Origin of the sequence: Bradyrhizobium arachidis, assembly GCF_015291705.1 — a bacterium.
GTDB lineage: Bacteria > Pseudomonadota > Alphaproteobacteria > Rhizobiales > Xanthobacteraceae > Bradyrhizobium > Bradyrhizobium arachidis.
In genome coordinates, this window is record NZ_CP030050.1 from 6,195,016 (window position 1) to 6,215,987 (window position 20,972).

Here is a 20,972-nt window from a genome sequence, read left to right on the forward strand (position 1 = left end):
CAGGCATGTCGCATCGGAGGCCGGCGCTCAACGCCCCTCGCCGCCGCAGCCGCCGCAGCGCATGAGGTCGTCGCTTTCATCGGCGTGCTGCTGGTATTCGGAGATCGCGCGGTTGGCCATGCGGATACGGTTGGTTTGGCCTTGGTCGACCATCACGGCAATGCGCTGCGCCAGGAACACGCAGGCTTCGAACTCATTGCGAATGGCGCCGGCCCGCGTGAGAAAGTCCCAGGCGATCTCGTAGGCCTCCTCGGCAGCCGTATTGCGGTAGTCGCTGAAGATAATATGCGTCATCACCGCCAAAGCGAAACGGCCGCGATCGTTCCTACCGGTGCCGGTTCGCCGCAGCTGATCGGCCGGTGTTCCGATCCTCGGACCCGACGCTAACCTGCGATAGCCGAACACCAAACCAGTTGCGCTCGCAGGAACGCCGCCCGTGGACCGCCGTTTCGGCAACATGGGGTCGCGCGGCCGCTTTTGCGTTCTGCGGTCGCCCCCCTCGCTTATCATTCGGTGAGGTTGCCGTGTGTCCGCACCAACGACTCTGACCACGCCTCCCGTAGGAACGGGTTGGCGTCGCACACGATTGGTCATCACGTGTCAAAACCTCGAGGAGCAGCAATATGCGTAAGACAGTGCTGACGATCTTTACAGCCGCGGTGCTCGCGGGCGCTTCGGTCGGCGCAGCGTTCGCACAAGGTGCGGGAGGCGGTGCTGGTGGTGGCGCTGGCGGCGGAGCCGGTGGCGGCGCTGGCGCCGGAGCTGGCGCGGGCGCGGGTTCAGGCGGATCCGGTTCGGGCGGGAGCGGAGACGGTGCAGGCGCAGGAGGTGCCGGCAGTGGCGGTGGCGGCATCTCGCATGTGGAGCGCGGCGGACAAGGCGCCTCCAGCTCTCCCGGCATGCGCAACGAAACGACCCCGCCTTCCAACGGAGTCACGCCGCGGCGCTAGCTGATCACGGATCGCGCATCGAAGCCGGTCCCTTTTCAAGGCGCGCGCAAGTGCGGCCCCAGCGAGATTCCTCCCCTCGCTGGGGCCGATCCATGTCGAAGCCTTACCGCTTCATTCCGGACACATATGCCGCCAGCTTGTCCAGCGTCTGGTAGCCATATTCGACCGCGCCGAAGCCGATCATGCCGTCGCGCTGCTCGGTGCTCGATGCCAGTTGCCGCATCATCAGCACCGTCTTGCCGTTGCTCTGCTCGGCAAAGGTAAGGGTGAAGCGGAACATGCCGGGATCGTCGTCCTGGTCGACGCCATGGTCCATCTCCATCAGCGACGGCCGCTCGATGCGGCGGAAGCGCATGCGGTTGGGATAGACCGTGCCGTCGGGGCCGATCATGTTGAAGCGCCAGACGCCGCCGACGCGGACATCGATCTCGAAGGTCTCGACCTTGAATCCCTTCGGTCCGAACCATTGCGGCAGATGTTTCGGGTCGGACCACGCCTCGAACACCAGCTCGCGCGGCGCGTCGATCACGCGCGACATCACGATCTCGCGGTCGAGCGACCATTGCGACAAGGCGGGATTGGCAGAACTCGTCATCGTCAGGTACCTTTCCGTTTGGTTGTTCGGGACGGCCGTTTGGCGGCGGCCGCCTCCTTCTCCTTCTTGAGCTTCATCACATAGGCCTCGAACCGGTCGAGCCGCGCCTCCCAGATCGCGCGCTGCTGCTGGAACCAGTCCTCGGCGCCGACAAGTGCATCCGGACTGAGACGACAGGTGCGCACGCGGCCGGATTTCTCGGACTGAACGAGCCCGCTCGTTTCCAGCACGTGGATGTGTTTCATGAAGCTCGGCAGCGCCATGTCGAAGGGATCGGCGAGCTCGCCGACCGACGCCTCGCCTGCGCATAGTCGCATCACGATCGCCCGCCTGGTGGGATCGGCAAGGGCTGCGAAAACCTGGTCGAGATGGGATAATTGGTTAGCCATGAAGCTAACTAATCACGGCAGCGGCCGGACGTCAACAATTGTTATCCGATTGGCTAAGTAAAATCTCGTGGCACCGTAGCCCGGATGGAGCCGAGCGCAATCCGGGTTACACGCCCCACGGAACTCACAACGCGCAATCGTGAATTGGGACCTCGCACCCTCACCGCTAGAAGATACTTGGGGGCGCACAAGCATGATTCGTCCGAGCGCGTGCCGCCTGTTGTCACATCATCCTCGATCACCCGACGAAGCTTCGCCCGGGCTGCGCTCGTTCCGCTGGCGATCGCGCTTCGCCCGCGGCGCGCATTTGCGGATTCCGACATGATCGCGCAGATGCGCGACATCGTCGCCGCCGAGCTCGCGCCAACCGCGACGCCGGACCATCCGGGCGGTCTTGCCGCCGCGCTCTATGCCGGGCGCCATGTCGAGTTCTTCACGTTCGGCTTTGCAGATGACGCGACGCGCAGGCCGGTCACGCCGGGCACGCTGTTCAACCTCGGCTCCCTGCGCAAACCGTTCGAGGCGACGCTGGTCGCGCTCGGCACGCTCCGCGGTGAATTGCGGCTCGACAATGCCTTGCCGAAATATCTGCCTGAGCTCACGGGCGATTATGTCCGCCGCGTTACCGTCGGTCAGCTCGCCGCGCACTCATCGGGACTGATGCTGCCGACCGATCATCCGCCCTGGCCGAACGAGTCGTTCACCCAGGCGCAGTTCATCTCCATGCTCAACGCATGGACGCCGCAGGCCGGCGAAGCGCCCGGCAGGCAGCGCGTCTACAGCCATGCCGGCTACGTGCTGCTTCAGCTCGTGCTCGAGCGCCGTTACGGCACCCCGATCGCGACGCTGCTCGAACAGCGCATCCTGAGGCCGCTCGGCATGGCCGCGACCTCCGTGCCCGAGCGCGGGCCGGACAACCGCGCCGTCATGGACGCGGCCTGGATACAGCGCGTCGTGCAAGGCTATTCGGATCAGGGCATGGCGATCGGCCCGCCCGGCAACCAGCAGAGCTACTTCGATTTTCCGGGCACCGGCCAGATGTTTTCGTCCGCGCGCGACCTTGGTGCATTCGTCGCGGCCTCGGTCGACGGCCGATCGGTCGACCCGCACCTGCGCGAGGCATTGCGGATGACGCAGCACGAGGTCTTCCGCGTCGACGAGAAATTCGGACAGGCCATGGCCTGGGAGAATGTGCGCCTGCCCGGCGTCAGCATCGTCGACAAGCCGGGCGGCCTCAACAACGCCTCCGGCTATCTCGGTCTCGTGCCGGCGCGGCGGATCGGTATCGTCCTGCTCGCCAATCGCAGCGAATATCCGCACGAGATCGCCCGCTACAAGATCTTGCCCGCGCTGGCGCATCTGGTGGCGTCACACACAGGCTGAGCTTCGAAACAGAAAGCCTCTTCAAAATAGAAAGCCCCGGCTGAGCCGGGGCTTTCCACGTCAGGACGGAACGGGATGATCTTAATACCTGGCGACGACCGGTCCGCCGAACTTGTAGTTCAAGCCAACACGCACGATGTTCGACTTGATATCGACCGAGTGGGTGTACACGTTGCCTGGGAAGGTGAGCCCGAAGTTGGCCAGATTGGTGCTAGTCGTGGTGGCGCGGCCGAGATCGACATAGAGATATTCGGCCTTGAGCGACCAGCCATTGCCGACCGCGTACTCACCGCCGACACCAGCCGTCCAACCGACGCGGGTGTCGCGGATCGCGGCGGATTCGGTCGCGCCAAATGTGTCGGTGAAATTGAAGTTGCCCTTCACCTCTGCGATCGCGGCACCGCCGGTGGCGTAGATCAGCCAGCTCGGCGCGGCGAGGAAGCCGAGGCGGCCCCGAATGGTGGCGAGCCAGTCGGCCGAGACCGAGGAGTTGACGGTGAAGGCAAAGGGTGCACAGCAGGGATACAGGGCCGAGCCGGTGGCACTGCCCTTGAAGCCGAAATAGTTGATGTCGCCCTCGAGGCCGAACACGGCGTTGTTGACCTGCCAGTTGTAGCCGGCCGTGAAACCGCCGGTCACGCTGGAGCTGTTGACGTGCTGGGCGCCGACCGCATTGACGGCGGGCACGCTGGTGGTGAAGAAATAGCCGGCAGGATCGTAGACGGTCGAGGTGCTCGGATTGGCGCTACCCCACTGCCCGCCGACATTGCCGCCGACGTAGAAACCAGTCCAGTTGTAGGCCGGCGCCATCACCGGCGCCTTGGTGTAGTGCGCCGCGAGGTCGGCCGCCTGCACGGATGCGGTGCCGAGCACAAGCGATGCGACCGCCAGCAAAAACTTCTTCATTCCAGTCTCCTTGCCCCGCGCGACTGAACTCGCGCTTCGAAATGCGCGCGGGCGGAAGCCGTCCAGCGCAGGTTGGGCATAGGGCGTGGATCGCCCATCGTCTTGGGCTGCGGCGAAGTTCGTTGGGACTGTGACGTAGTGTGAGCCGCGCTACGCGCGAACGCATCGCGAGTGTGACGCAAAGGCCACGCAGCATCCATCGCAAGCGACGCGCGATGCAGGGCCGCGTCGCATCACGACACGGCTGCAAGAATGCGATTCGATCGGCAGCCTCAGACCGAGCGCGTCAGCCCGCCGTCGACGCGGATGTTCTGGCCGGTGATATAGGCCGCGCCGTCGGAGGCGAGGAACGCGACCGTCGCGGCGATCTCCTCGACCTTGCCGTAGCGCCGCATCGGCACGCTGTCGCGGCGCGCATCCGTCTGCGGCAGGCTGTCGATCCAGCCCGGCAGCACGTTGTTCATGCGGATGTTGTCGGCGGCATGGGTGTCGGTGAAGATCTTGGTGAAGGCGGCGAGCCCGGCACGGAACACCGCGGAGGTCGGAAACATCGCGCTCGGCTCGAATGCCCAGGCGGTCGAGATATTGATGATGGCGCCGTTCTTCTGCGCCTGCATCACCGGCGTCACCAGCCTCGTCGGCCGGATCACATTGAGCAGATAGGTATCGAGGCCGGCATGCCATTGCTCGTCGGTGATCTCCGTGATCGGCGCGCGCGGCCCGTGGCCCGCGCTGTTGACGAGCACGTCGATGCGTCCCCACTTGGCCAGCGCGCCGTCGACGAGGCGCTTCAGATCGTCGCTCGACTTGTTGGAGCCGGTGACGCCAAACCCGCCGAGCTCGGCCGCCAGCGCCTCGCCCTTGCCGGAGGACGACAGGATCGCGACGCGAAAGCCGTCGGCCGCAAGGCGCCGCGCAGCCCCTGCCCCCATGCCGCTGCCGCCGGCGGTGACGAGTGCGACCTTCTCTGCTGCCATGTCCATTATCCCTGTGTTGAGGCGAGCCGCACGCCCGGCCTATCATGAGGCCTTCTACTGCCGGACCTGCCGGCAGGTCCACCGCCGAGAGCATCCGTCATGAACGACCTGCAGATCCGCAATCTGCGCCCAGACGAAATTTCCCTCGCCGCCGACTGGGCCGCGGCCGAGGGCTGGAATCCGGGCCTCTCCGACGCCGCCTGCTTCGCCATCCCCGACGCGAAGGGTTTCTTCGTCGGCGAGATCGATGGCGAACCGGTCGCGACGGTCTCCTGCGTCAATTACGATGATCGTTTCGCCTTTCTCGGCTTCTACATCGTGCGCGCCGATTTTCGCGGCGGAGGCCACGGCCTCAGCATCTGGAACGCGGCGATCGCGCATGCAGGCACGCGCGTGATCGGCCTCGACGGCGTCGTCGCGCAGCAGGACAACTACAAAAAGTCCGGCTTCCAGCTCGCCTATGCCAACATCCGCTATGGCGGCGTCGTCGCGGCTGCATCGGCACGAGCCGATGTCGTCGCACTCGACACGGTCCCGTTCGCGCTGGTGGAAGCGGACGACGCCACCGTGTTCCCGGCCCGGCGCAGCGCGTTCCTGCGTGCCTGGATCGGGACATCGGGCCATATCGGCCGCGCGCTGATGCGCGACGGCAAGCTCGCCGCATGGGGCGTGATCCGGCCGTGCCGGAGCGGCTGCAAGATCGGCCCGCTCGTCGCCGATGATCGCGCCGCGGCGGAAGCGATCGTGCAGGCCTTGGTCACAAGCGTCGGCGGCGGCGATATCTTTCTCGATGTCCCCGCCGTCAACCGCGAGGCGATCGCGCTCGCAGAACAGCTCGGGCTCAAACCAGTGTTCGAGACGGCGCGGATGTACACAGGGCCGATCCCGAGCTTGCGGATCGACCGCGTCTTCGGCGTGACGAGTTTTGAACTCGGCTAACTAAGCCGAATGCGCTGCTCAGTAGCAGCGCATGATGTTGACGGTGTGCTCGCCGCCGCCGCGGCCGGGCACCGTCACCTGCTCGGTCGGGCAGCTCGGCACATAGGGCCGGTCCGACGGCACGACGTTCGGCGGGAAGCGATGCGTCCAGTCCCAGGGAACGTCATAAGTGTAGGTGTAGCGCACGTCCGTGGAGGCCGGCTGCCCGATATCGGCAAACGGCTGGCTGTAGCCCGCGCCGTCGTAGAAGAAGCCGCCGCCGCCCGGCCAATAGACCCAGGGCGTGTTGCGGCCCCGGAACCTGGCACCCGGCGCGATCGGCGGACGCGCCACCGCGGCCGGCGGCGCGGCAGCGCTCACCATGCCATGCGGCGCGGCGCCGCCGGGTCGTGCAAAACTGTCGCTGGGACTAAGGAGCAGCGCGGCTGCGCTGAGCGAGGCGAACAGCGCCCCATATGATCTGGACATCATGATACGCACCAACTCGTTTGGCTTCGCGAAAAGCGGCTCCCCACCGCACGCTAGGCCGGGCCGTCACCCACCCGCAAACGTATAATTAATGTTTGGTTAAGGCACGGGATGAACGCGGGACAGGGTGCGGCAGAACGCCCGGAATTCTTTACGCGCTTCAGGCGCTTCGTTCCACGCACGGCCCTTCATAACCAGTTGATCGGAGTTGATCGGCACCGCCAAAATACGTCCGGAACGCTCCCCCATCGCGGTCGTTGGCCCCGACAAGAAAAGGAGCATCCTCAATGCAGAACAAGTCAAAACTCTTCTGCCTGATCACGGCATCGCTCGTCGCGGGCACCACGGCCGCATCGGCGCAGGGCTATGGCTGGAACGGACCACGCGCCGGCTGGGACGCTCCCGCCTATGAGACGGTTCAGCCGCGCGCATATTATCCTGAGGTCACCGGGCCATACGGCACGCTCAACGGCAGCAACCATCCGGCGCCGAGCTCGACGCAGGGCGATGTCGGCCCGGCAGGGAATAACAACGGCACGCTGACCGGCGTCTATCGCTGGTAGCCTCAGCTCACGGCCAGGGCCCATCGTCCTTCCACGGACGGTGGGCCTTCGCGCGTCAGCGGCCCTGCTGCTTGCGCAGCCAGTCGAGCATGTCCTGCGCGTTTCCGGGGCCATTTCCGGTGCCTTGGGTCACGATGGCCGTGTTTCCGCCGCTGCGGCGGTAGACCGTCGTACGCCCGGGCTCCTTCTCGATCTTCACCTCGGCCTGCGCCGGATCGCCGCTCTGCGTGATGACGGAGGTGCCGTTCTCGTCCTGAACCACCGTCGTGTGACCGTCGGCAGCCCCGGCCGGCGCCGTCGCGATCACGCTCATGATTCCTATGCCGGATGCGAGCAGGAATAATCTCATGTCAGACTCCTTCATCGGCCAAACTGGAAGATCGCCAGCCAGTTGAAACGCCCGAACTGCCGCACCGCTCCCGTATTCATATCACCGATCTGGAGCAGGAGCGCATTGGTGGAATTGCCGATCTGGGTGATGTCGGCGGTGTTGCTGAGGCCGGACTGGCCGACCGCCGCATTGGTGGTTCCGCCCACCTGGATCACATTGGCATAGTTGCGCACCCCGTTCTGGATGATCGTCGCGTCCACCGTGCCGGTCCCGCCGATCTGGATCACCCGCGCGATGTTGATGCGGCTGTTTTCCTCGATCGTGACAGGCTGAACATCGTTGCCGAACTGCACGATCGTTTCGATGCTCACGTTCCGATTGGTCAGGGTGCGTTGGACGGACCCCGCCGGCGCCTGCGTCGCCGTGCCGACGACGGCAAGCAACGTCGCCGCGGCCAACACGTGCCTCAAGACAGGTCTGCCCCATCGCATCGCGCTTCTCCGCTTCGTTGTCGATGCCCGCGAGCTCGTGTGCTACGGGCTGTGTTGACCAACCGTCGACGAGTTGATCATGCCAAACTGGGCGATCGCTCCCGTATTCATGCTGCCGAGTTGCGACACGACGCTCGTCGCCGACTGACCGGTCTGGCCGACGAAGGCGAAATTAGTCATGCCGGTCTGCCCGACCGAAGCCGACGTCACCCCACCGAATTGCAGGATGCCGACAGCATTATTCGAGCCGTTCTGGGTGACAGTCGCGCTGGTGTTACCGCCGACCATGAACACGCCGGCCAGGTTGGTCGAACTGCTCTGGTTCAAGACGACCGGCGGCCCGTTGACCGAGACGATCGTCTTGATGTCAGCGCTTTGCGCCCGCGCAGGGCCGTTCGCGGCAAAACAGGAGAGGAGGATCGCCGTCGCAACGACCAGAAGATGCTTATTCATCATATGCCTCCACGCTATCTGTGCCGAGCCAAAACACGATCTCAGGTTAGGGAGCCTGCTGCAAAATCGTGGAGCCGTTCAGAATGCCAAGCTGGGACACCCCGGCAGCGTTGTTCAGGCCAATCTGGCCGATCAAGCTCGTGTTGGCGCCGCCGACCTGACCGACCGCTGCGTTATTGGTCGCGGTGGGGGTCGTGCCGCCCTGTCCTATCGTCGCCGAATTGGCCGAAGCCAGCGATCCCAACTGCAAGCTCGATGCGGTGTTGGTCGCGCCGAATTGCAGCGTCGTCGCGGTGTTGTTCACCGGGCCGGTCTGCACTGTGGACGAGAGATTTGTCGCGCCGAACTGCAACACGCTAATCGAGTTGGCGGCTTGGGCATCGACACCACTCAGCGCGCTCAGCATGACGACCGTCGTGACGAAAAATTTCCTGCGCATGTCATAATCCTCCGCGAAATGTCAGCCGCCGACCCGCCGCCCGTTCAGGCAACCTGATCGCGGTGATTTCGAGTATGGCCTGTCGAGTATCACCCGGACGCGCCGCTCGGTGGACGCGCCCGGGGCCGACATGGGGCTGGCTTAGTGCTGCGTAATGGTGCTGGAGTTGATGCCGAGGCCGAGCTGCCCAACGGCGGCAGCGTTGTTCGGCGGGAGGCCGAAGAGCGTGGACTGGCTGATCGAGCTGGTGTTGTTGCCCGTGGCAACCTGCCCAGTGGTGGCCGAGTTGCCAAAGACGCCAACCTGAGTCACCGAGCTCGCATTGTTGAGCGACGGAGTGGTCGTGCCCTGCATGGTGGTCGCGGAATTCAGGAAGCCGAGCTGGGTGGTGGTCGAGGAGTCGTTCACGTGGCCCTGCTGGTTCACGCTGGAGCCGTTTACGATCCCGACTTGCACCGTAGTTGCGGTGTTGGCAGCCTGCGCCGCGGAGGACAGAGCGAGCACGGCAACGGAAGCAAAAAACAATTTGCGCATGGAGTATCCCTTTCTAGCCAAGTTGTCTGACTGGGTTCAGATGCCGTCTTGGAGGAGGTTGGCATCACAGGGATGACTTTGGACTGATCGTGCTCCGTGCGACAGACTGCAGTTCATGCTAGTCGGTACGGACTAGACGTTGCGCAGGATCTCGTTTCGCGCAGGCTCGGATATGCGGTTATTGCAACGGCTCACGTTGCCTCCGCTTCGCGGCTGATGCTGTCGATCAATCTCACCACTTCGATCGGCGATCGCAGCTCCAGCTTTCGCATCATCCTGGCGCGATGGACCTTCACCGTCACTTCGCTGACGCCGAGCCGTGCCGCGATCTGCTTGGCGACGAGCCCTTCGGCCATCAGCAGCATGATGTCGCGCTCCCTCGCCGTCAGCGTCTTGAGGCGCTGACGAGCCTCACGCACGGTGTCTTCGCGCTCCAGCCGCCTGCGGTCACGCTCGATGCCGTGCCGGATGGCATCGAGGATCTCCTGCTCGCGAAAGGGTTTTGGCAGAAACTCGACCGCGCCGCGCTTCATGGCCTCGACCGAGACGCGGACATCGGAATGACCGCTGATGAAGACGATCGGAATGGGCACCCCCGTCTCCGCGAGCCGACGCTGAAGCTCGAGGCCGGTCGGCGCGGTGCCCGGGAAGCGGACATCGAGCACGAGGCACGAAGGCCCCCCGGACATGCGCTCGGCAAGGAACTCGTCTGTCGATGCAAACAACCTCACCTTGTGTCCAGTCTCTTCGCAAAGACTCCCGATCGCGGTTCGAATCTGAATCTCGTCGTCAACGACATAAACTGTGGCTTGATCTGAACTCATGACAACAAACTCCCCAGCTCGGGGCCCGATGACCAAGCAACGAGCCATCCATTCTTTTTGTGACCGCAAACAAGGTGCTTGGATGAGTTGGAGCGGATCGAGCGAGGCGCGTCGATCCGCCGATTCGACGTCTTAGAGCCAATACTCGCCCAAGACGAGTGAAGGCGTTCACATCTCGAACTTTCTGATTGCAAGGAATCGAGCGCGCCACAGGCATCACGGCGGGGCATGTATCGCGGATGCCGCCATCCGGCCGCGTGCGCGGTATCGCCAACTGAGTCATGGCGTCGCCATCCATGTGCCGACGTCGACGCCGGCTGGCAGCTGCTTTTGGGCAGACCAGACGCGACGTGCAGTCAGCTTATCGAATTCGATACCGCGCGCGTCATATCGAATACTCCCGGTATATGATCCCAGCAAATCACGAAACGTCGCACCCGCAGGTTTTACTTCTGGATCATGCAACGCGCCCGACCGTCAGCCCGGGACCAGCGACATACTGCCGAGACGATCGGGATCGCTTGGGAAGATTTACAACCATAGCGCGATCTCTCGCGATGCCCCGCAACCATTTCAAAGAGGCGGGTTTTGATATGCGATTTGTGCCAGTCATTGCCTTGTTCGGAACTGCATGTGGCGTCGCCGCGCTCTACGCCGCCGGGCCGGCCACCGTCAGCGGCGCAGCCGGCAGCGCCGCCGAGAAAGCCGCCCGGGCCTATGAATCAACCAAGCGCCTGCTCGTGCCCGTCGGGCGCGAGGCCCCGACCTTCGGGGTGGATGCGCCTTTGTTCCGCTACGCCTCGATCCAGCGCGGCAGCATCGAGCAGACCGTCACCGTCACCGGCGCGTTGCAGCCGGTCAAGACGATCGAGGTGGGATCTCAGCTGTCGGGACAGCTCGCCCGGGTCTACGTCGATTTCAACGACAGTGTCATCAAGGATCAGCCGCTTGCCCTGATCGATCCACGCAGCTTCGCGGCCAAGGTGGATGAAGCCAAGGCCTCGCTGGCGGTCGCCAGCTCGCTGGTCGAGGTCGCGCGGGCCAAGCTCGATCGCGCCAGGATCGATCTGCAGAACGCCAAGGGCAGCCGCGACGTGCTCGCCGCCAAACTCGAGAGCGCGCAGGCGGTCAAGAGCTCCGCGCAGAAGACACTCCAGCGGAAGCTGGCGCTCCAGTCGCAAAACGTGGTGGCGACGACGACGGTCGACGATGCGCAGACTGAATTCACCGCCCGCCTCGCGCAGGAGCGCGAGGCGGAGGTGATGGTGTCCCTCAACTCCTATTCGGTGGATGGGGCGCAGGCCGACGTCCGCCGGATCGAGGCGGAACTGCAGCAGGCGCGCATGGCCGTGCCAGAGAAGGCAGCCGTTCTCGCCGCGGCGCAGGCCGATCTCGACCGCACCGTGATCCGTTCGCCGATCGACGGCGTCGTCGTCGGCAGGTTCGTCAACGAGGGTCAGACGCTCGCGGTCGGGCTGGAATCGCGCACCACCTTCGTGGTCGCGCACCGCCTCGAGGACATGGAAATTCACGCCCAGGTCGACGAAGCCGATATCGGGCGCATCGCCTCCGGACAGCACGCCTATTTCACGGTGGATGCCTACCCGGACCGCCGCTTCGAGGCGGTGGTGCGGCAGGTGCGCAAGGCGCCGCAGAACCAGCAGCACGTCGTCACCTACACCGTCGTCCTGGCGACCTCCAACCTGGACGGCGCGCTGCTGCCCGGAATGACCGCCCTGGTGAAGATCGTGATCGAGCGGCATGACGACGTCCTGAAGGTCCCGCTCGCCGCGCTGCGATTCCAGCCCTCCGGCACCCGGCCGGACGCCGCAAACAGCGGGGTGTGGGTTCGTACCGCGAGCGGCTCGCTCCAGCGCGTTGCCGTGACGGTCGGCGCGGCCGGCACCGAACAGGTCGCGCTCAAGAGCGGAGACCTGGTCGAGGGCAGCCAGGTTGCCGTCGGCCAGGCGATCCGTCCGACAGGCATGGAATTTTTCGGCATCAGGTTCGGATCATGACCGCCTCTCCGCCCCTCATCAGCCTCCAGTCGGTCTCCAGAACCTATCGCACCGACGGCATAGCGGTGGCTGCGGTACGCAATGTCAGCTTCGACATCGAGCAAGGCGAGATCGTCGCCGTGATGGGACCATCCGGTTCCGGCAAGTCGACGCTGATGAACATGATCGGGCTGCTCGATCTGCCGAGCGCAGGCGCGGTCTTGCTCGAAGGCGCCAACGTCGCCGATCTCTCGGAAGACCGCCGGTCGTCGCTGCGCGCCCGCAGCATCGGCTTCGTGTTCCAGTCTTACAACCTCCTCGCCCGCCACAATGCGATCGAGAATGTCGCGCTGCCGCTGGTCTATTGCGGCGTCGGCCGGAAGGAGCGCCTGGCGCGTGCCGAGCAAAGCCTGGAGGCCGTCGGCATGCTGCACCGGGCCCATCATTTCCCCCGGCAGCTCTCGGGCGGCGAGCAGCAGCGCGTGGCGATCGCGCGCGCCCTGATCGCCTCTCCATTGATCGTGCTCGCCGACGAGCCGACCGGCGCGCTCGACAGCCGCACCGGCGCCGAGATCCTGGCGCTGTTCGCCGCGCTCAACCGGACGGGCCAGACCATCGTGATGATCACGCATGATCCCGGCATCGCGACGCAGTGCCGGCGAACGATCCGCCTGCATGACGGCGAGGTGATCGCCGATGAAACCCTGGCTCCGGTCCTGCCGAAACGGAGCGCCGTATCATGACGATGCTTCAGGGCTTTCAGATCGCTCTTCACGCCTTGCGCCTCAATCCGCTGCGCAGCTTCCTCACCATGCTCGGCATCGTAATCGGTGTCGCCTCCATCGTGACCGTGTTTGCGATCGGATCCGGCGCGCAGCTTCGCCTCCAGGAGCAGATCCGGTCGATCGGCGCCAACGTGCTGATGATCACCCCCGGCGCGGTCTACCAGGGCGGCGTGCGCCTCAAGGACGGCAGCAAGCTGACCATGACCGAGAGCGACGTGCAGGCCATCCTCGAGCAGATTCCGGAAGTCCAGGCCGCGGCTGGCTCGATTGCCGGAACCGCGCAAGTGATCCACGAGGGCAAAAACTGGAATACGACGATCAACGGCACGACGACCGGCCACTTCATAGTGCGCGACTGGCAGCTCGCGACCGGGCGCTATTTTTCCGGCGCTGAAGAGGCCGGCGCCGGCAAGGTCGTGATCCTCGGCAGCACGGTCGCGCGCGAGCTGTTCGCGCCGGGCGACGATCCCATCGGCGCGCAGGTCAGGATCATGAAGGTTCCGCTCGAAGTGATCGGCGTGCTCGATCGCAAAGGACCAGCGCAGGACGATGTCGCTTTCGTGCCGCTCACCACGGCCAAGCTGCGCTTCCTCGGCAGCGCGAGCAACATCAACCGGGATTCGGTGGCCTACATCATCGCCAAGGTCGCCGCTGACGGACAGATGGCAGGGGCGCGATCGGAGATCGAAGGCCTGCTGCGGCAGCGCCATCGCATCCCCGCCGGCCAGGAGGACGATTTCAAGGTCCAGGATCCGGCCGCCGCGATGGAAGCGCAGCAGGGAGCGATCCGCACCGTCGCGCTCCTGCTCGTCGCCATCGCCTCGGTCTCGCTGCTCGTCGGCGGCATCAGCATCATGAACGTCATGATCGTGTCGGTCACCGAGCGCACCCGGGAGATCGGCATCCGCCGCGCGCTTGGCGGACGGATGCGGGACATCCGTCTCCAGTTCCTCTGCGAGGCGCTCGTCCTCTGCCTGCTCGGCGGCGCCATCGGCGTCGGCGGCGGGGTCACGCTCTCGATGACGGTCGCCCGCATGGCCGGGTGGATCACCTCGATCGACGGCCAGGCGATCGGCCTTTCCCTCGTCTTCTCGATCGCCACCGGTCTCGTCTTTGGTTTTTACCCCGCCCACAAGGCATCCAAGCTCAGCCCAATCGAGGCGCTCAAGACGGAGTGAGAAGATGCTGGGGCGCCAAAATCAATTTGTAGGCCAAGGGAGGAGGAAGCCATGAGCCGGGATCCGAAGGATTTGATTGCGCCGACACCGCGCGAACGCGAGCTGATGATGCTGATTGCGCGGGGACTGCAGAACAAGAATATCGCCTACGAGCTCAAGATCTCCGAAAACACTGTGCGGGCGCATATCGGCAACATCATGCGAAAATACCGCCTCCAGAACCGGACCCAGGTCGCAATGATTTTTGCCCTGCATACGGCGCCGCCATCGCTGCGCCGCGATCTGGTCAGTGGCGGCGATTATGCAACGACGACGACGACGCCGGCGCAGGCGGTCGCGCAGGCGACGCGGGTACCGACCGCGCCGGATTGACCGTCCTGACCACAATTGCTTGCACTGCGCCGGGACGAAACACCGATATCCGGGTCAACGGCACGGCGACAATATAATTCTCTTTATTAGAATTCGGATTTTTGTTAGATATTGCGTACTCCGGCCCGAGGAAGAGGGCGTATCGCGATCGTCACGAACGTGGACCGGGCGGCGGTGGGCGTGGGCCACATCGGCGCGAAAAGCTTCGCAGGGCGGGCAACCGTGAGCGAAGACCTCGCGCCTGCGACAGATGTGGTTCACGTACGGCAAAATCGTGTGGTCCTGGCGCCCGGGGTCTGTGCGCCAAGTCTTGCGGTGATGTGGCGGCCCGACCGGGCACGCGCATCAGTCATCTGCACGGCGACGGGGGCAATAGTGCATCGCTCCCCGGGGAGCGCACGACATAAGCCGTTCCAACCACTGCGCAGGGAAGGCCGGATGTTTGGCTTCACCTGTATGCCGCTGTGCAAATTCTTTGTTGCCACCTTTCGCACAGTGGACCGTGGGTGCCCGGCCGGCACCCGGTCTTCCCTGCGCCCTCTTTCAGTTGAGGGTGAGGTATCGAGGCAAAGCTCGGGCGAAATGCGCCGCGAGGATGCGAAGGTGTGTCGGGAGGCCGTAGGATGGGTAGAGCGAAGCGAAACCCATCATGTTTCAGCGAGGAGAAAGTCGATGGGTTTCGCTTCGCTCTACCCATCCTACAAAGTACGCTCGCAATGACTTGTCCGTGAGGCTGAGGCCCCTCCCCCAACCCTATTGCATGCTCGTCCGCCCTTGTAACAAAACTGTCATACAGCAAAACTAAACGAAGGCGGGGGCCGCGGTCGGCGGCCATGCCGCCTCACCGCTAGGAGACTTCGATGCGCCGTTCACTGGTGTTGCTGTCAGCCGGACTGACAGTGCTGTCCACCGGATTTGCCTCCGCCCAGAACAACACGCCCCGCAACCTGATCCTGTTCATACCGGACGGCCTGCGGGCGCTGAAGGTCACCCCTGAAACGGCGCCGGCGATGGCCGAGGTCCGCGACAAGGGCGTCAACTTCAAGAACTCGCACTCGCTGTTCCCGACCTTCACCATGGCCAACGGCTCGGCGATGTCGACCGGCCATTATCTCGGCGATACCGGCGTGTTCTCCAACACGATCTGGACCAACTACACCTCCGTTCCCGCCGGCGACACGGTCGTCCCCTTCATCGAGAACGACGCCGTGCTCGGTGACATCGACGAGCATTTCAAGGGCGACTATCTCAACGAAGAAACCGTTTTGAAGATGGCCCGCGACAAGGGCCTCAGCACCGCGGCGATCGGCAAGGTCGGCCCGACCTACCAGTGGGACCACACCGACCACCCGGAGAAGCCGGGCCAGCACTCGATCGTGATCGACGACTCCACTGGCGGCAAGAACGGCGTGGCGCTCTCGGACGAGATGAAGGACGCGCTGACCAAGGCAAGCCTCCCCCTCACCACCCCGAGCCGCGGCGACAACGGCAAGGCGGGCGATGCCAAGACGCCGGGCACCACGGTCGCCAACGTCGCCCAGCAGGCCTATTTCGCCGACGTCACCACCAAGGTGGTGCTGCCGATGTTCAAGGCCCGCAACAAGCCGTTCGTGCTGGTGTTCTGGTCGCGCGACCCTGACGGCACCCAGCATAACCAGGGCGACAGCCTCAACCAGATCATGCCGGGCATCAACGGCCCGAGCACGATGGCCAGCATCAAGAACGTTGACAACAACCTCGCCCAGATCCGCAAGGCGCTGGACGAGCTTGGGCTCGCCGCCAACACCAACATCATGATCCAGGCCGACCACGGCTTCTCGACCATCTCCAAGGAGAGCAAGACCAGCCCCTCGGCCAAGCTGAGCTATGACGACACGCCGAAGGACTTTTTGCCGATGGGCTTCTTGGCGATCGATCTCGCCAAGGCGCTCGACCTGCCGCTGTTCGACCCCAACGACAAGAACGCCAAGGTCGAAGGCAACAAGCATCCCAAGGCCGGCAACGGCGTGCTCGGAGCCAATCCGGAGAAACCCGATCTCGTCATCGCCACCAATGGCGGCTCGGACCTGATCTACCTGCCCAACAAGGACAAGAAGCTCGCCGCGAAGACGATCAAGGCGCTGCTCGAGCAGGACTACGTCTCGGGCCTGTTCGTCGACGACTCCCTCGGCCGCTTCCCCGGCACGCTGCCGCTGTCGAGCATCAACCTGCGCGGCAAGTCGGCGACGCCGACGCCAGCGATCGTCGTCAACTTCCGCTCCTATGCCAGCGAGTGTGGCGAGGCGCCGACCAACTGCTCGGTGCAGGTCGCCGACACCGTGCTGCGCCAGGGCCAGGGCATGCATGGCAGCTTCAGCCGCGGCGACACCATGAACTTCATGGCGGCCATCGGTCCGGACTTCAAGACCGGCTATGTCAGCGAGATCCCGGTCAGCAATGCCGACGTCGGCATGACCGCGGCGCAGCTCCTCGGGCTGCGCAGTTCGGGCAACGGCGGCCTCGTCGGCCGCGTGATGTCGGAGGCGCTGCCGAACGGCATCGTGCCGAAGGCCTACAAGACCGTGGAGCGCTCGAAGAAGAAGTCCGAGAACGGTCTGGAGACCGTGCTGAACGTCCAGCGCGTCGGCAGCCAGCGTTATTTCGATGCCGCAGGCTTCCCCGGCCGCACGCTCGGCCTCGAGCCGGACACCGGCAAACAAAAAACGGCGGGGAAATAACCCCGCCGCTTCGCTCGCGCCCCGCAAGGGGCGCGAGGACATCTTAGTCTAGTTGTTACATGCCGATGTCGAACACGTTCGGCAGCTGGCCCGCCAGAGGCAGCGCGGTGGCGCCGAGGAACGTCGCCACCATCGCCATCAGGCGACGGTTGTTGTGGCGCTTGCCGCGCATCTGGCCGGCGATCCACTCCAGCATCTCGCTGTTGACCTTGGAGGCGTAGGCCGGCGCCCAGCTCTCGATGTCGGTCTCGGCCGAGAGCGCGACGCTGCGCGGCGGCACTTTCAGGCCCGAGGCGCTGGCCGCGTAATGGGCGACAGCCTTGGCCAGGAGGTCGTCGAAGCGTCCGCCATCGGTGCGCTCGGTTGCGGCCTCGTTGATCTCGAACAGGACTTCGGCCTCGGCGCGGCTGACCGGCTGGTCGTTGACGGCGGCGGCAGTCAGGATGCGGGCGCACCAGGCAGTGTCATCGGCATCGAGCGCGCGCGAGAAATGGACCCGGCCCTTGGTGGTCGGGCCTTCGCCCGTGATCACGCCGTCGCGCACGATGGTCAGTGCATGGGCCGAGGTATCGCGGCAGGACGGCTCGAGGGACGGCAACTTAGGCGCAGGGGCAGACATAGTTCACTTCCAGATTTCTTCCGACCGACCAGCATTTTCATGCGGACGTAAAGGGGTGGTTAATGATTGACTAGGGGGATCGCGACTTTTCTCAATGGTTGCCGATTAGTCGCTACGAGGACCATTTCGGTTCCGGAGAGCGTCGGGCGAGCGTGATGCGGGTCATAAAAGGCTTTATCGGGGCAATCGAGACCGTGTGGCTCCGGTGGAGGTGTTTCGCCGCAGGCGCCCCTGTAACAGAAAGGTGCTAGAAAATCGGCCCTTCAGAGAAGGAATTCACATTTTACTTGAGCCCGTTCACTTGAGCTCGCTCACAGCCTATACTGACGGCCAGGGCTAGAGACGAATTCCAAAGTAAATTCAATGAGATGAGGTAGAACCATGACACTTCCGATCGGCGCCACCGCACCCGACTTCGAAGCCGAGACCACCGAAGGGAAGATCAAGTTCCACGACTGGATCGGCAGCAGCTGGGCGCTCCTGTTTTCGCACCCCAAGGACTTCACGCCGGTTTGTACGACCGAGCTCGGCGCGCTCGCCAAGCTGAAGCCGGAATTCGACAAGCGCGGCGTCAAGCTGATGGGCCTCTCGGTCGACCCGGTCGACCGTCACGCCAAATGGTCCGAGGACATCAAGGAGACGCAAGGCGCGGCTCCCAACTATCCGATGATCGGCGACACCGATTTCAACGTCTCGAAGCTCTATGAGATGCTGCCGGCTTCGACCTCGGGCGATCCCCTCACCCGCACCCCCGCCGACAACCAGACCGTCCGCAACGTCTTCATCATCGGGCCGGACAAGAAGATCAAGCTGGTGCTGGTCTATCCGATGACCACGGGCCGGAACTTCCAGGAAATCCTGCGCGTGATCGACTCGCTCCAGATGACCGCCAAGCACCGCGTCGCGACCCCCGCAGACTGGAAGCAGGGCGAGGACGTCATCATCGCGGGCTCGGTCTCGAACGATGAGGCCAAGACGATCTACCCGCAGGGCTGGAAAGAGCCGAAGCCCTACATCCGCATCGTGCCGCAGCCGAAATGACTTTTGGCGGTCGCGGGTAGCGACCGCAAAAAGTCATCCCGGGATGGTCCGAAGGACCAGACCCGGGATCTCGAGATTCTCTGGTGCGCAATTGCGCACCAGAGTTCGGTGCTTCGCACCGCCCCGGAATGACCGGGTGAAAACTAGGCCGCGTGCACGCGGTCCAGAAAGCCGTCGACCTCGGCCTTCAGGTGCAGGCTCTCGCCCGACAGCGCCTGGGCCGATGCAAACATCCGGCTCGACGTCTCCCCGGTCTCGCTCGCGCCCTTGGCTGCGTGCCGGACATTGACCGCAACATCGGCGGTGCCCGAAGCCGCGGCGCGCACGCTGGCCGCGATGTTCTGGGTCGCGCTCCGCTGCTGCTCGACCGCAGCCGAGATCGAGCTCGCGATGCCGCTGATGCGCTCGATGGTCTGGCCGATGCCCTTGACCGCGGCGACCGATTCCTCGGTTGCAAGCTGCATGCTGGCGATCTGGTTCGAGATCTCGTCGGTCGCTTTCGCGGTCTGACCGGCGAGCGTCTTGACCTCCTGGGCCACCACCGCAAAGCCGCGGCCGGCATCGCCCGCGCGCGCGGCCTCGATGGTGGCGTTGAGCGCCAGCAGGTTGGTCTGCTCGGCGATCGACGTGATCAGCTTGACGACGTCACCGATCCGCGCGCCTGCCTCGGAGAGCTGCGCGATGCGCTGATCGGTCGCTTCGGCCTGCCGCACGGCTTCTGCAGAGATCTCGTTCGATTCCTGCACCCTCCGGGTGATCTCGGAGATCGACTGGGACAGCTCGTCGGAGGCAGAGGCCGCCGAACGCACGTGATCGGAGGCGCTTTCGGACGCCCCGGCCGACTGCGCCGACAGCTCTGCCGTGGAGCGCGCGGTGTCGGTGAGCTGCCGCGCCACCCGCTCGAACTCGCCTGACGATGTCAGCACCTTGTCGAGAATGCCGCCGACGCTGCTGCGGAACTGCTCGACGAAATTGCGCAGCTCCGCCTTGCGCTGCTCGGCCGCGGCAGCCGTGGCCGCCGCCTGCTCGCTGCGCAGGCGCGCCCGCTCCAGTGAATTGCTTTTGAATACCGCGACCGTGCGGGCGATCTCCCCGATCTCGTCGGCGCGATCCTCGCACTCGATCGTGACGTCGCTTTGGCCTTCGGCCAGCGCCGTGAGCGAGCGCGCGACCGAGGTGAGCGGCCGGGTGACGCGGCGGACGATCACGAGAGTGAGGACCAGCACCAGCAGCGCGGCAAGCCCGGCGGCGGCCGCCATGCTCTCGATCGCCCGGGCCAGCATGCTCTCGAACTGGGCCATGGGGATGCCGACATAGAGAATGCCGGCGACCTTGCCGGCCCCGTCCACGACCGGGAAATAGGCGGTCATGAAGGACTTGCCGAACAGCGTGGCCGGCCCCTTATAAGCTTCGCCCCGGCGCAGCAGCGCCTGGCCCGGATGGTCGGCGGCAAGCTGGGTGCCGACGGCGCGGTCGCCATTCTCCTTCTTCACATTGGTCGAGCGGCGCACGAACTGGCCGCTCGCATCGTCGAACACGAACAGGGTCGCATTGCCGCCGACATAGGACACCGCGCGATCGACGATGGCGTGATCCCTGAATTCGGGCATCCTGGGGATCTCGGCGCGCACCACCGCGCCGTCCCTCACCGTGATCTTGGCGTCGGGAGCGGTCTCGGCAAAAGCCAGCGCCAGCGTGCGCAGATTGACCTCGATGTCGCGGAGCGCGCGATCATTGAAAGCGGAGGTGAGCGACCAATAGCCCGCTCCAACCACCAGCGCCGTGTTCACGGCGATCAACAACACCGCGCACAGCACGGCCTTGGTGCCGAGCTTGAACTGCGGCAGGAACTTCGCCGTTGAAAGGCTGGACATGAATGGAATGACCCCCGTAATTCCTGCATATTGGTGCAATTGGCTTACGGCCCCATTAACGACGGTTCACAGCGCGGCCCGCGGCATGGTTTCCAAATTGTAAACGAGGCCCTCCTGACCCCGCCAAGCGCGCCGCCCATCATCGTC

General features: G+C 64.6%; 23 protein-coding genes. 9 read left to right on the forward strand and 14 right to left on the reverse strand.

The window, feature by feature from the left end; translation table 11 throughout:
- Positions 1 to 27: 27 nt before the first annotated feature.
- The 3 genes from WN72_RS28855 to WN72_RS28865 form a co-directional block, all read right to left on the reverse strand.
- Positions 28 to 294 (reverse strand): hypothetical protein, encoded by a 267-nt coding sequence (locus WN72_RS28855; protein ID WP_092217406.1) that lies wholly within the window; start codon positions 292 to 294, stop codon positions 28 to 30.
- A gap of 759 nt (positions 295 to 1,053) precedes the next feature.
- The gene (locus WN72_RS28860; RefSeq protein ID WP_027559810.1) at positions 1,054 to 1,545 is read right to left on the reverse strand and encodes an SRPBCC family protein; all 492 of its coding nucleotides are present in this window, start codon (positions 1,543 to 1,545) and stop codon (positions 1,054 to 1,056) included.
- Between the two features lie 2 nt (positions 1,546 to 1,547).
- The gene (locus WN72_RS28865) at positions 1,548 to 1,934 is read right to left on the reverse strand and encodes an ArsR/SmtB family transcription factor (RefSeq protein ID WP_092217392.1); all 387 of its coding nucleotides are present in this window, start codon (positions 1,932 to 1,934) and stop codon (positions 1,548 to 1,550) included.
- 321 nt (positions 1,935 to 2,255) lie between these two features.
- Between WN72_RS28865 and WN72_RS28870 the strand changes: the two genes are divergently transcribed.
- The gene (locus WN72_RS28870) at positions 2,256 to 3,317 is read left to right on the forward strand and encodes a serine hydrolase (RefSeq protein WP_167380948.1); all 1,062 of its coding nucleotides are present in this window, start codon (positions 2,256 to 2,258) and stop codon (positions 3,315 to 3,317) included.
- Between the two features lie 81 nt (positions 3,318 to 3,398).
- On the opposite strand, the gene WN72_RS28875 is transcribed toward WN72_RS28870, so the two are convergent.
- Both WN72_RS28875 and WN72_RS28880 read right to left on the reverse strand, forming a co-directional pair.
- Positions 3,399 to 4,223: an outer membrane protein gene (locus tag WN72_RS28875; protein WP_092217393.1), complete on the reverse strand. Its 825-nt coding sequence runs from the start codon at positions 4,221 to 4,223 to the stop codon at positions 3,399 to 3,401.
- A 272-nt stretch (positions 4,224 to 4,495) separates the two neighbouring features.
- Entirely contained in the window at positions 4,496 to 5,200 is a 705-nt protein-coding gene (locus WN72_RS28880) for an SDR family oxidoreductase (protein WP_092217408.1), read from the reverse strand.
- A gap of 99 nt (positions 5,201 to 5,299) precedes the next feature.
- On the opposite strand from WN72_RS28880, the gene WN72_RS28885 reads away from it, so the two are divergent.
- Positions 5,300 to 6,139, forward strand: coding sequence for a GNAT family N-acetyltransferase (locus WN72_RS28885; RefSeq protein WP_092217394.1), 840 nt, complete (start codon positions 5,300 to 5,302; stop codon positions 6,137 to 6,139).
- 18 nt (positions 6,140 to 6,157) lie between these two features.
- On the opposite strand, the gene WN72_RS28890 is transcribed toward WN72_RS28885, so the two are convergent.
- A complete protein-coding gene (locus tag WN72_RS28890) occupies positions 6,158 to 6,610 on the reverse strand; it encodes a hypothetical protein (RefSeq protein WP_167380949.1) in 453 nt (150 codons plus the stop codon).
- 284 nt (positions 6,611 to 6,894) lie between these two features.
- On the opposite strand from WN72_RS28890, the gene WN72_RS28895 reads away from it, so the two are divergent.
- The gene (locus WN72_RS28895) at positions 6,895 to 7,170 is read left to right on the forward strand and encodes a hypothetical protein (RefSeq protein ID WP_027559817.1); all 276 of its coding nucleotides are present in this window, start codon (positions 6,895 to 6,897) and stop codon (positions 7,168 to 7,170) included.
- A gap of 55 nt (positions 7,171 to 7,225) precedes the next feature.
- On the opposite strand, the gene WN72_RS28900 is transcribed toward WN72_RS28895, so the two are convergent.
- From WN72_RS28900 to WN72_RS28925, 6 genes are all read right to left on the reverse strand, one after another.
- On the reverse strand, positions 7,226 to 7,519 hold the full coding sequence (locus WN72_RS28900; RefSeq protein ID WP_027559818.1) for a hypothetical protein: 294 nt from the start codon (positions 7,517 to 7,519) through the stop codon (positions 7,226 to 7,228).
- Positions 7,520 to 7,530: 11 nt separating this feature from the next.
- The gene (locus WN72_RS28905) at positions 7,531 to 7,962 is read right to left on the reverse strand and encodes a curlin (protein ID WP_283807152.1); all 432 of its coding nucleotides are present in this window, start codon (positions 7,960 to 7,962) and stop codon (positions 7,531 to 7,533) included.
- Positions 7,963 to 8,034: 72 nt separating this feature from the next.
- On the reverse strand, positions 8,035 to 8,445 hold the full coding sequence (locus tag WN72_RS28910; protein ID WP_028146253.1) for a curlin: 411 nt from the start codon (positions 8,443 to 8,445) through the stop codon (positions 8,035 to 8,037).
- A gap of 46 nt (positions 8,446 to 8,491) precedes the next feature.
- A complete protein-coding gene (locus tag WN72_RS28915) occupies positions 8,492 to 8,884 on the reverse strand; it encodes a curlin (RefSeq protein WP_027559821.1) in 393 nt (130 codons plus the stop codon).
- Positions 8,885 to 9,025: 141 nt separating this feature from the next.
- Positions 9,026 to 9,418: a hypothetical protein gene (locus WN72_RS28920; protein WP_027559822.1), complete on the reverse strand. Its 393-nt coding sequence runs from the start codon at positions 9,416 to 9,418 to the stop codon at positions 9,026 to 9,028.
- A 191-nt stretch (positions 9,419 to 9,609) separates the two neighbouring features.
- A complete protein-coding gene (locus tag WN72_RS28925; protein WP_027559823.1) occupies positions 9,610 to 10,242 on the reverse strand; it encodes a response regulator transcription factor in 633 nt (210 codons plus the stop codon).
- A 593-nt stretch (positions 10,243 to 10,835) separates the two neighbouring features.
- On the opposite strand from WN72_RS28925, the gene WN72_RS28930 reads away from it, so the two are divergent.
- From WN72_RS28930 to WN72_RS28950, 5 genes are all read left to right on the forward strand, one after another.
- Positions 10,836 to 12,260 (forward strand): efflux RND transporter periplasmic adaptor subunit, encoded by a 1,425-nt coding sequence (locus tag WN72_RS28930; RefSeq protein WP_027559824.1) that lies wholly within the window; start codon positions 10,836 to 10,838, stop codon positions 12,258 to 12,260.
- Complete coding sequence (locus WN72_RS28935; RefSeq protein WP_027559825.1) at positions 12,257 to 12,982, forward strand: ABC transporter ATP-binding protein; 726 nt, start codon at positions 12,257 to 12,259, stop codon at positions 12,980 to 12,982. The genes WN72_RS28930 and WN72_RS28935 overlap by 4 nt, the downstream gene beginning before the upstream one ends.
- Entirely contained in the window at positions 12,979 to 14,202 is a 1,224-nt protein-coding gene (locus WN72_RS28940) for an ABC transporter permease (protein ID WP_092217398.1), read from the forward strand. The genes WN72_RS28935 and WN72_RS28940 overlap by 4 nt, the downstream gene beginning before the upstream one ends.
- A 51-nt stretch (positions 14,203 to 14,253) precedes the next feature.
- The gene (locus tag WN72_RS28945; protein WP_092217399.1) at positions 14,254 to 14,574 is read left to right on the forward strand and encodes a response regulator transcription factor; all 321 of its coding nucleotides are present in this window, start codon (positions 14,254 to 14,256) and stop codon (positions 14,572 to 14,574) included.
- Positions 14,575 to 15,434: 860 nt separating this feature from the next.
- Positions 15,435 to 17,291 (forward strand): alkaline phosphatase family protein, encoded by a 1,857-nt coding sequence (locus WN72_RS28950; protein ID WP_027559828.1) that lies wholly within the window; start codon positions 15,435 to 15,437, stop codon positions 17,289 to 17,291.
- Positions 17,292 to 17,346: 55 nt separating this feature from the next.
- Here WN72_RS28950 and WN72_RS28955 read toward each other — a convergent pair whose 3' ends face one another.
- A complete protein-coding gene (locus WN72_RS28955) occupies positions 17,347 to 17,910 on the reverse strand; it encodes a hypothetical protein (protein ID WP_167381191.1) in 564 nt (187 codons plus the stop codon).
- A 381-nt stretch (positions 17,911 to 18,291) separates the two neighbouring features.
- Between WN72_RS28955 and WN72_RS28960 the strand changes: the two genes are divergently transcribed.
- Complete coding sequence (locus WN72_RS28960) at positions 18,292 to 18,951, forward strand: peroxiredoxin (RefSeq protein ID WP_027559830.1); 660 nt, start codon at positions 18,292 to 18,294, stop codon at positions 18,949 to 18,951.
- Positions 18,952 to 19,094: 143 nt separating this feature from the next.
- Here the strand turns inward: WN72_RS28960 and WN72_RS28965 are convergent, their stop codons facing one another.
- Positions 19,095 to 20,825, reverse strand: coding sequence for a methyl-accepting chemotaxis protein (locus tag WN72_RS28965; protein WP_092220671.1), 1,731 nt, complete (start codon positions 20,823 to 20,825; stop codon positions 19,095 to 19,097).
- Between the last annotated feature and the right edge of the window lie 147 nt (positions 20,826 to 20,972).

Excerpts from the sequence above, each read along its gene's own strand:
- WN72_RS28910 (WP_028146253.1), bottom strand. The coding sequence starts at position 8,445 with ATGAATAAGCATCTTCTGGTCGTTGCGACGGCGATCCTCCTCTCCTGT.
- WN72_RS28945 (WP_092217399.1), top strand. The coding sequence starts at position 14,254 with ATGAGCCGGGATCCGAAGGATTTGATTGCGCCGACACCGCGCGAACGC.
- WN72_RS28915 (WP_027559821.1), bottom strand. The coding sequence starts at position 8,884 with ATGCGCAGGAAATTTTTCGTCACGACGGTCGTCATGCTGAGCGCGCTG.
- WN72_RS28930 (WP_027559824.1), top strand. The coding sequence starts at position 10,836 with ATGCGATTTGTGCCAGTCATTGCCTTGTTCGGAACTGCATGTGGCGTC.
- WN72_RS28950 (WP_027559828.1), top strand. The coding sequence starts at position 15,435 with ATGCGCCGTTCACTGGTGTTGCTGTCAGCCGGACTGACAGTGCTGTCC.
- WN72_RS28940 (WP_092217398.1), top strand. The coding sequence starts at position 12,979 with ATGACGATGCTTCAGGGCTTTCAGATCGCTCTTCACGCCTTGCGCCTC.
- WN72_RS28895 (WP_027559817.1), top strand. The coding sequence starts at position 6,895 with ATGCAGAACAAGTCAAAACTCTTCTGCCTGATCACGGCATCGCTCGTC.
- WN72_RS28875 (WP_092217393.1), bottom strand. The coding sequence starts at position 4,223 with ATGAAGAAGTTTTTGCTGGCGGTCGCATCGCTTGTGCTCGGCACCGCA.
- WN72_RS28920 (WP_027559822.1), bottom strand. The coding sequence starts at position 9,418 with ATGCGCAAATTGTTTTTTGCTTCCGTTGCCGTGCTCGCTCTGTCCTCC.
- WN72_RS28880 (WP_092217408.1), bottom strand. The coding sequence starts at position 5,200 with ATGGCAGCAGAGAAGGTCGCACTCGTCACCGCCGGCGGCAGCGGCATG.
- WN72_RS28865 (WP_092217392.1), bottom strand. The coding sequence starts at position 1,934 with ATGGCTAACCAATTATCCCATCTCGACCAGGTTTTCGCAGCCCTTGCC.
- WN72_RS28965 (WP_092220671.1), bottom strand. The coding sequence starts at position 20,825 with ATGTCCAGCCTTTCAACGGCGAAGTTCCTGCCGCAGTTCAAGCTCGGC.
- WN72_RS28885 (WP_092217394.1), top strand. The coding sequence starts at position 5,300 with ATGAACGACCTGCAGATCCGCAATCTGCGCCCAGACGAAATTTCCCTC.
- WN72_RS28925 (WP_027559823.1), bottom strand. The coding sequence starts at position 10,242 with ATGAGTTCAGATCAAGCCACAGTTTATGTCGTTGACGACGAGATTCAG.
- WN72_RS28900 (WP_027559818.1), bottom strand. The coding sequence starts at position 7,519 with ATGAGATTATTCCTGCTCGCATCCGGCATAGGAATCATGAGCGTGATC.
- WN72_RS28890 (WP_167380949.1), bottom strand. The coding sequence starts at position 6,610 with ATGATGTCCAGATCATATGGGGCGCTGTTCGCCTCGCTCAGCGCAGCC.
- WN72_RS28955 (WP_167381191.1), bottom strand. The coding sequence starts at position 17,910 with ATGTCTGCCCCTGCGCCTAAGTTGCCGTCCCTCGAGCCGTCCTGCCGC.
- WN72_RS28870 (WP_167380948.1), top strand. The coding sequence starts at position 2,256 with ATGATCGCGCAGATGCGCGACATCGTCGCCGCCGAGCTCGCGCCAACC.
- WN72_RS28860 (WP_027559810.1), bottom strand. The coding sequence starts at position 1,545 with ATGACGAGTTCTGCCAATCCCGCCTTGTCGCAATGGTCGCTCGACCGC.
- WN72_RS28855 (WP_092217406.1), bottom strand. The coding sequence starts at position 294 with ATGACGCATATTATCTTCAGCGACTACCGCAATACGGCTGCCGAGGAG.
- WN72_RS28960 (WP_027559830.1), top strand. The coding sequence starts at position 18,292 with ATGACACTTCCGATCGGCGCCACCGCACCCGACTTCGAAGCCGAGACC.
- WN72_RS28935 (WP_027559825.1), top strand. The coding sequence starts at position 12,257 with ATGACCGCCTCTCCGCCCCTCATCAGCCTCCAGTCGGTCTCCAGAACC.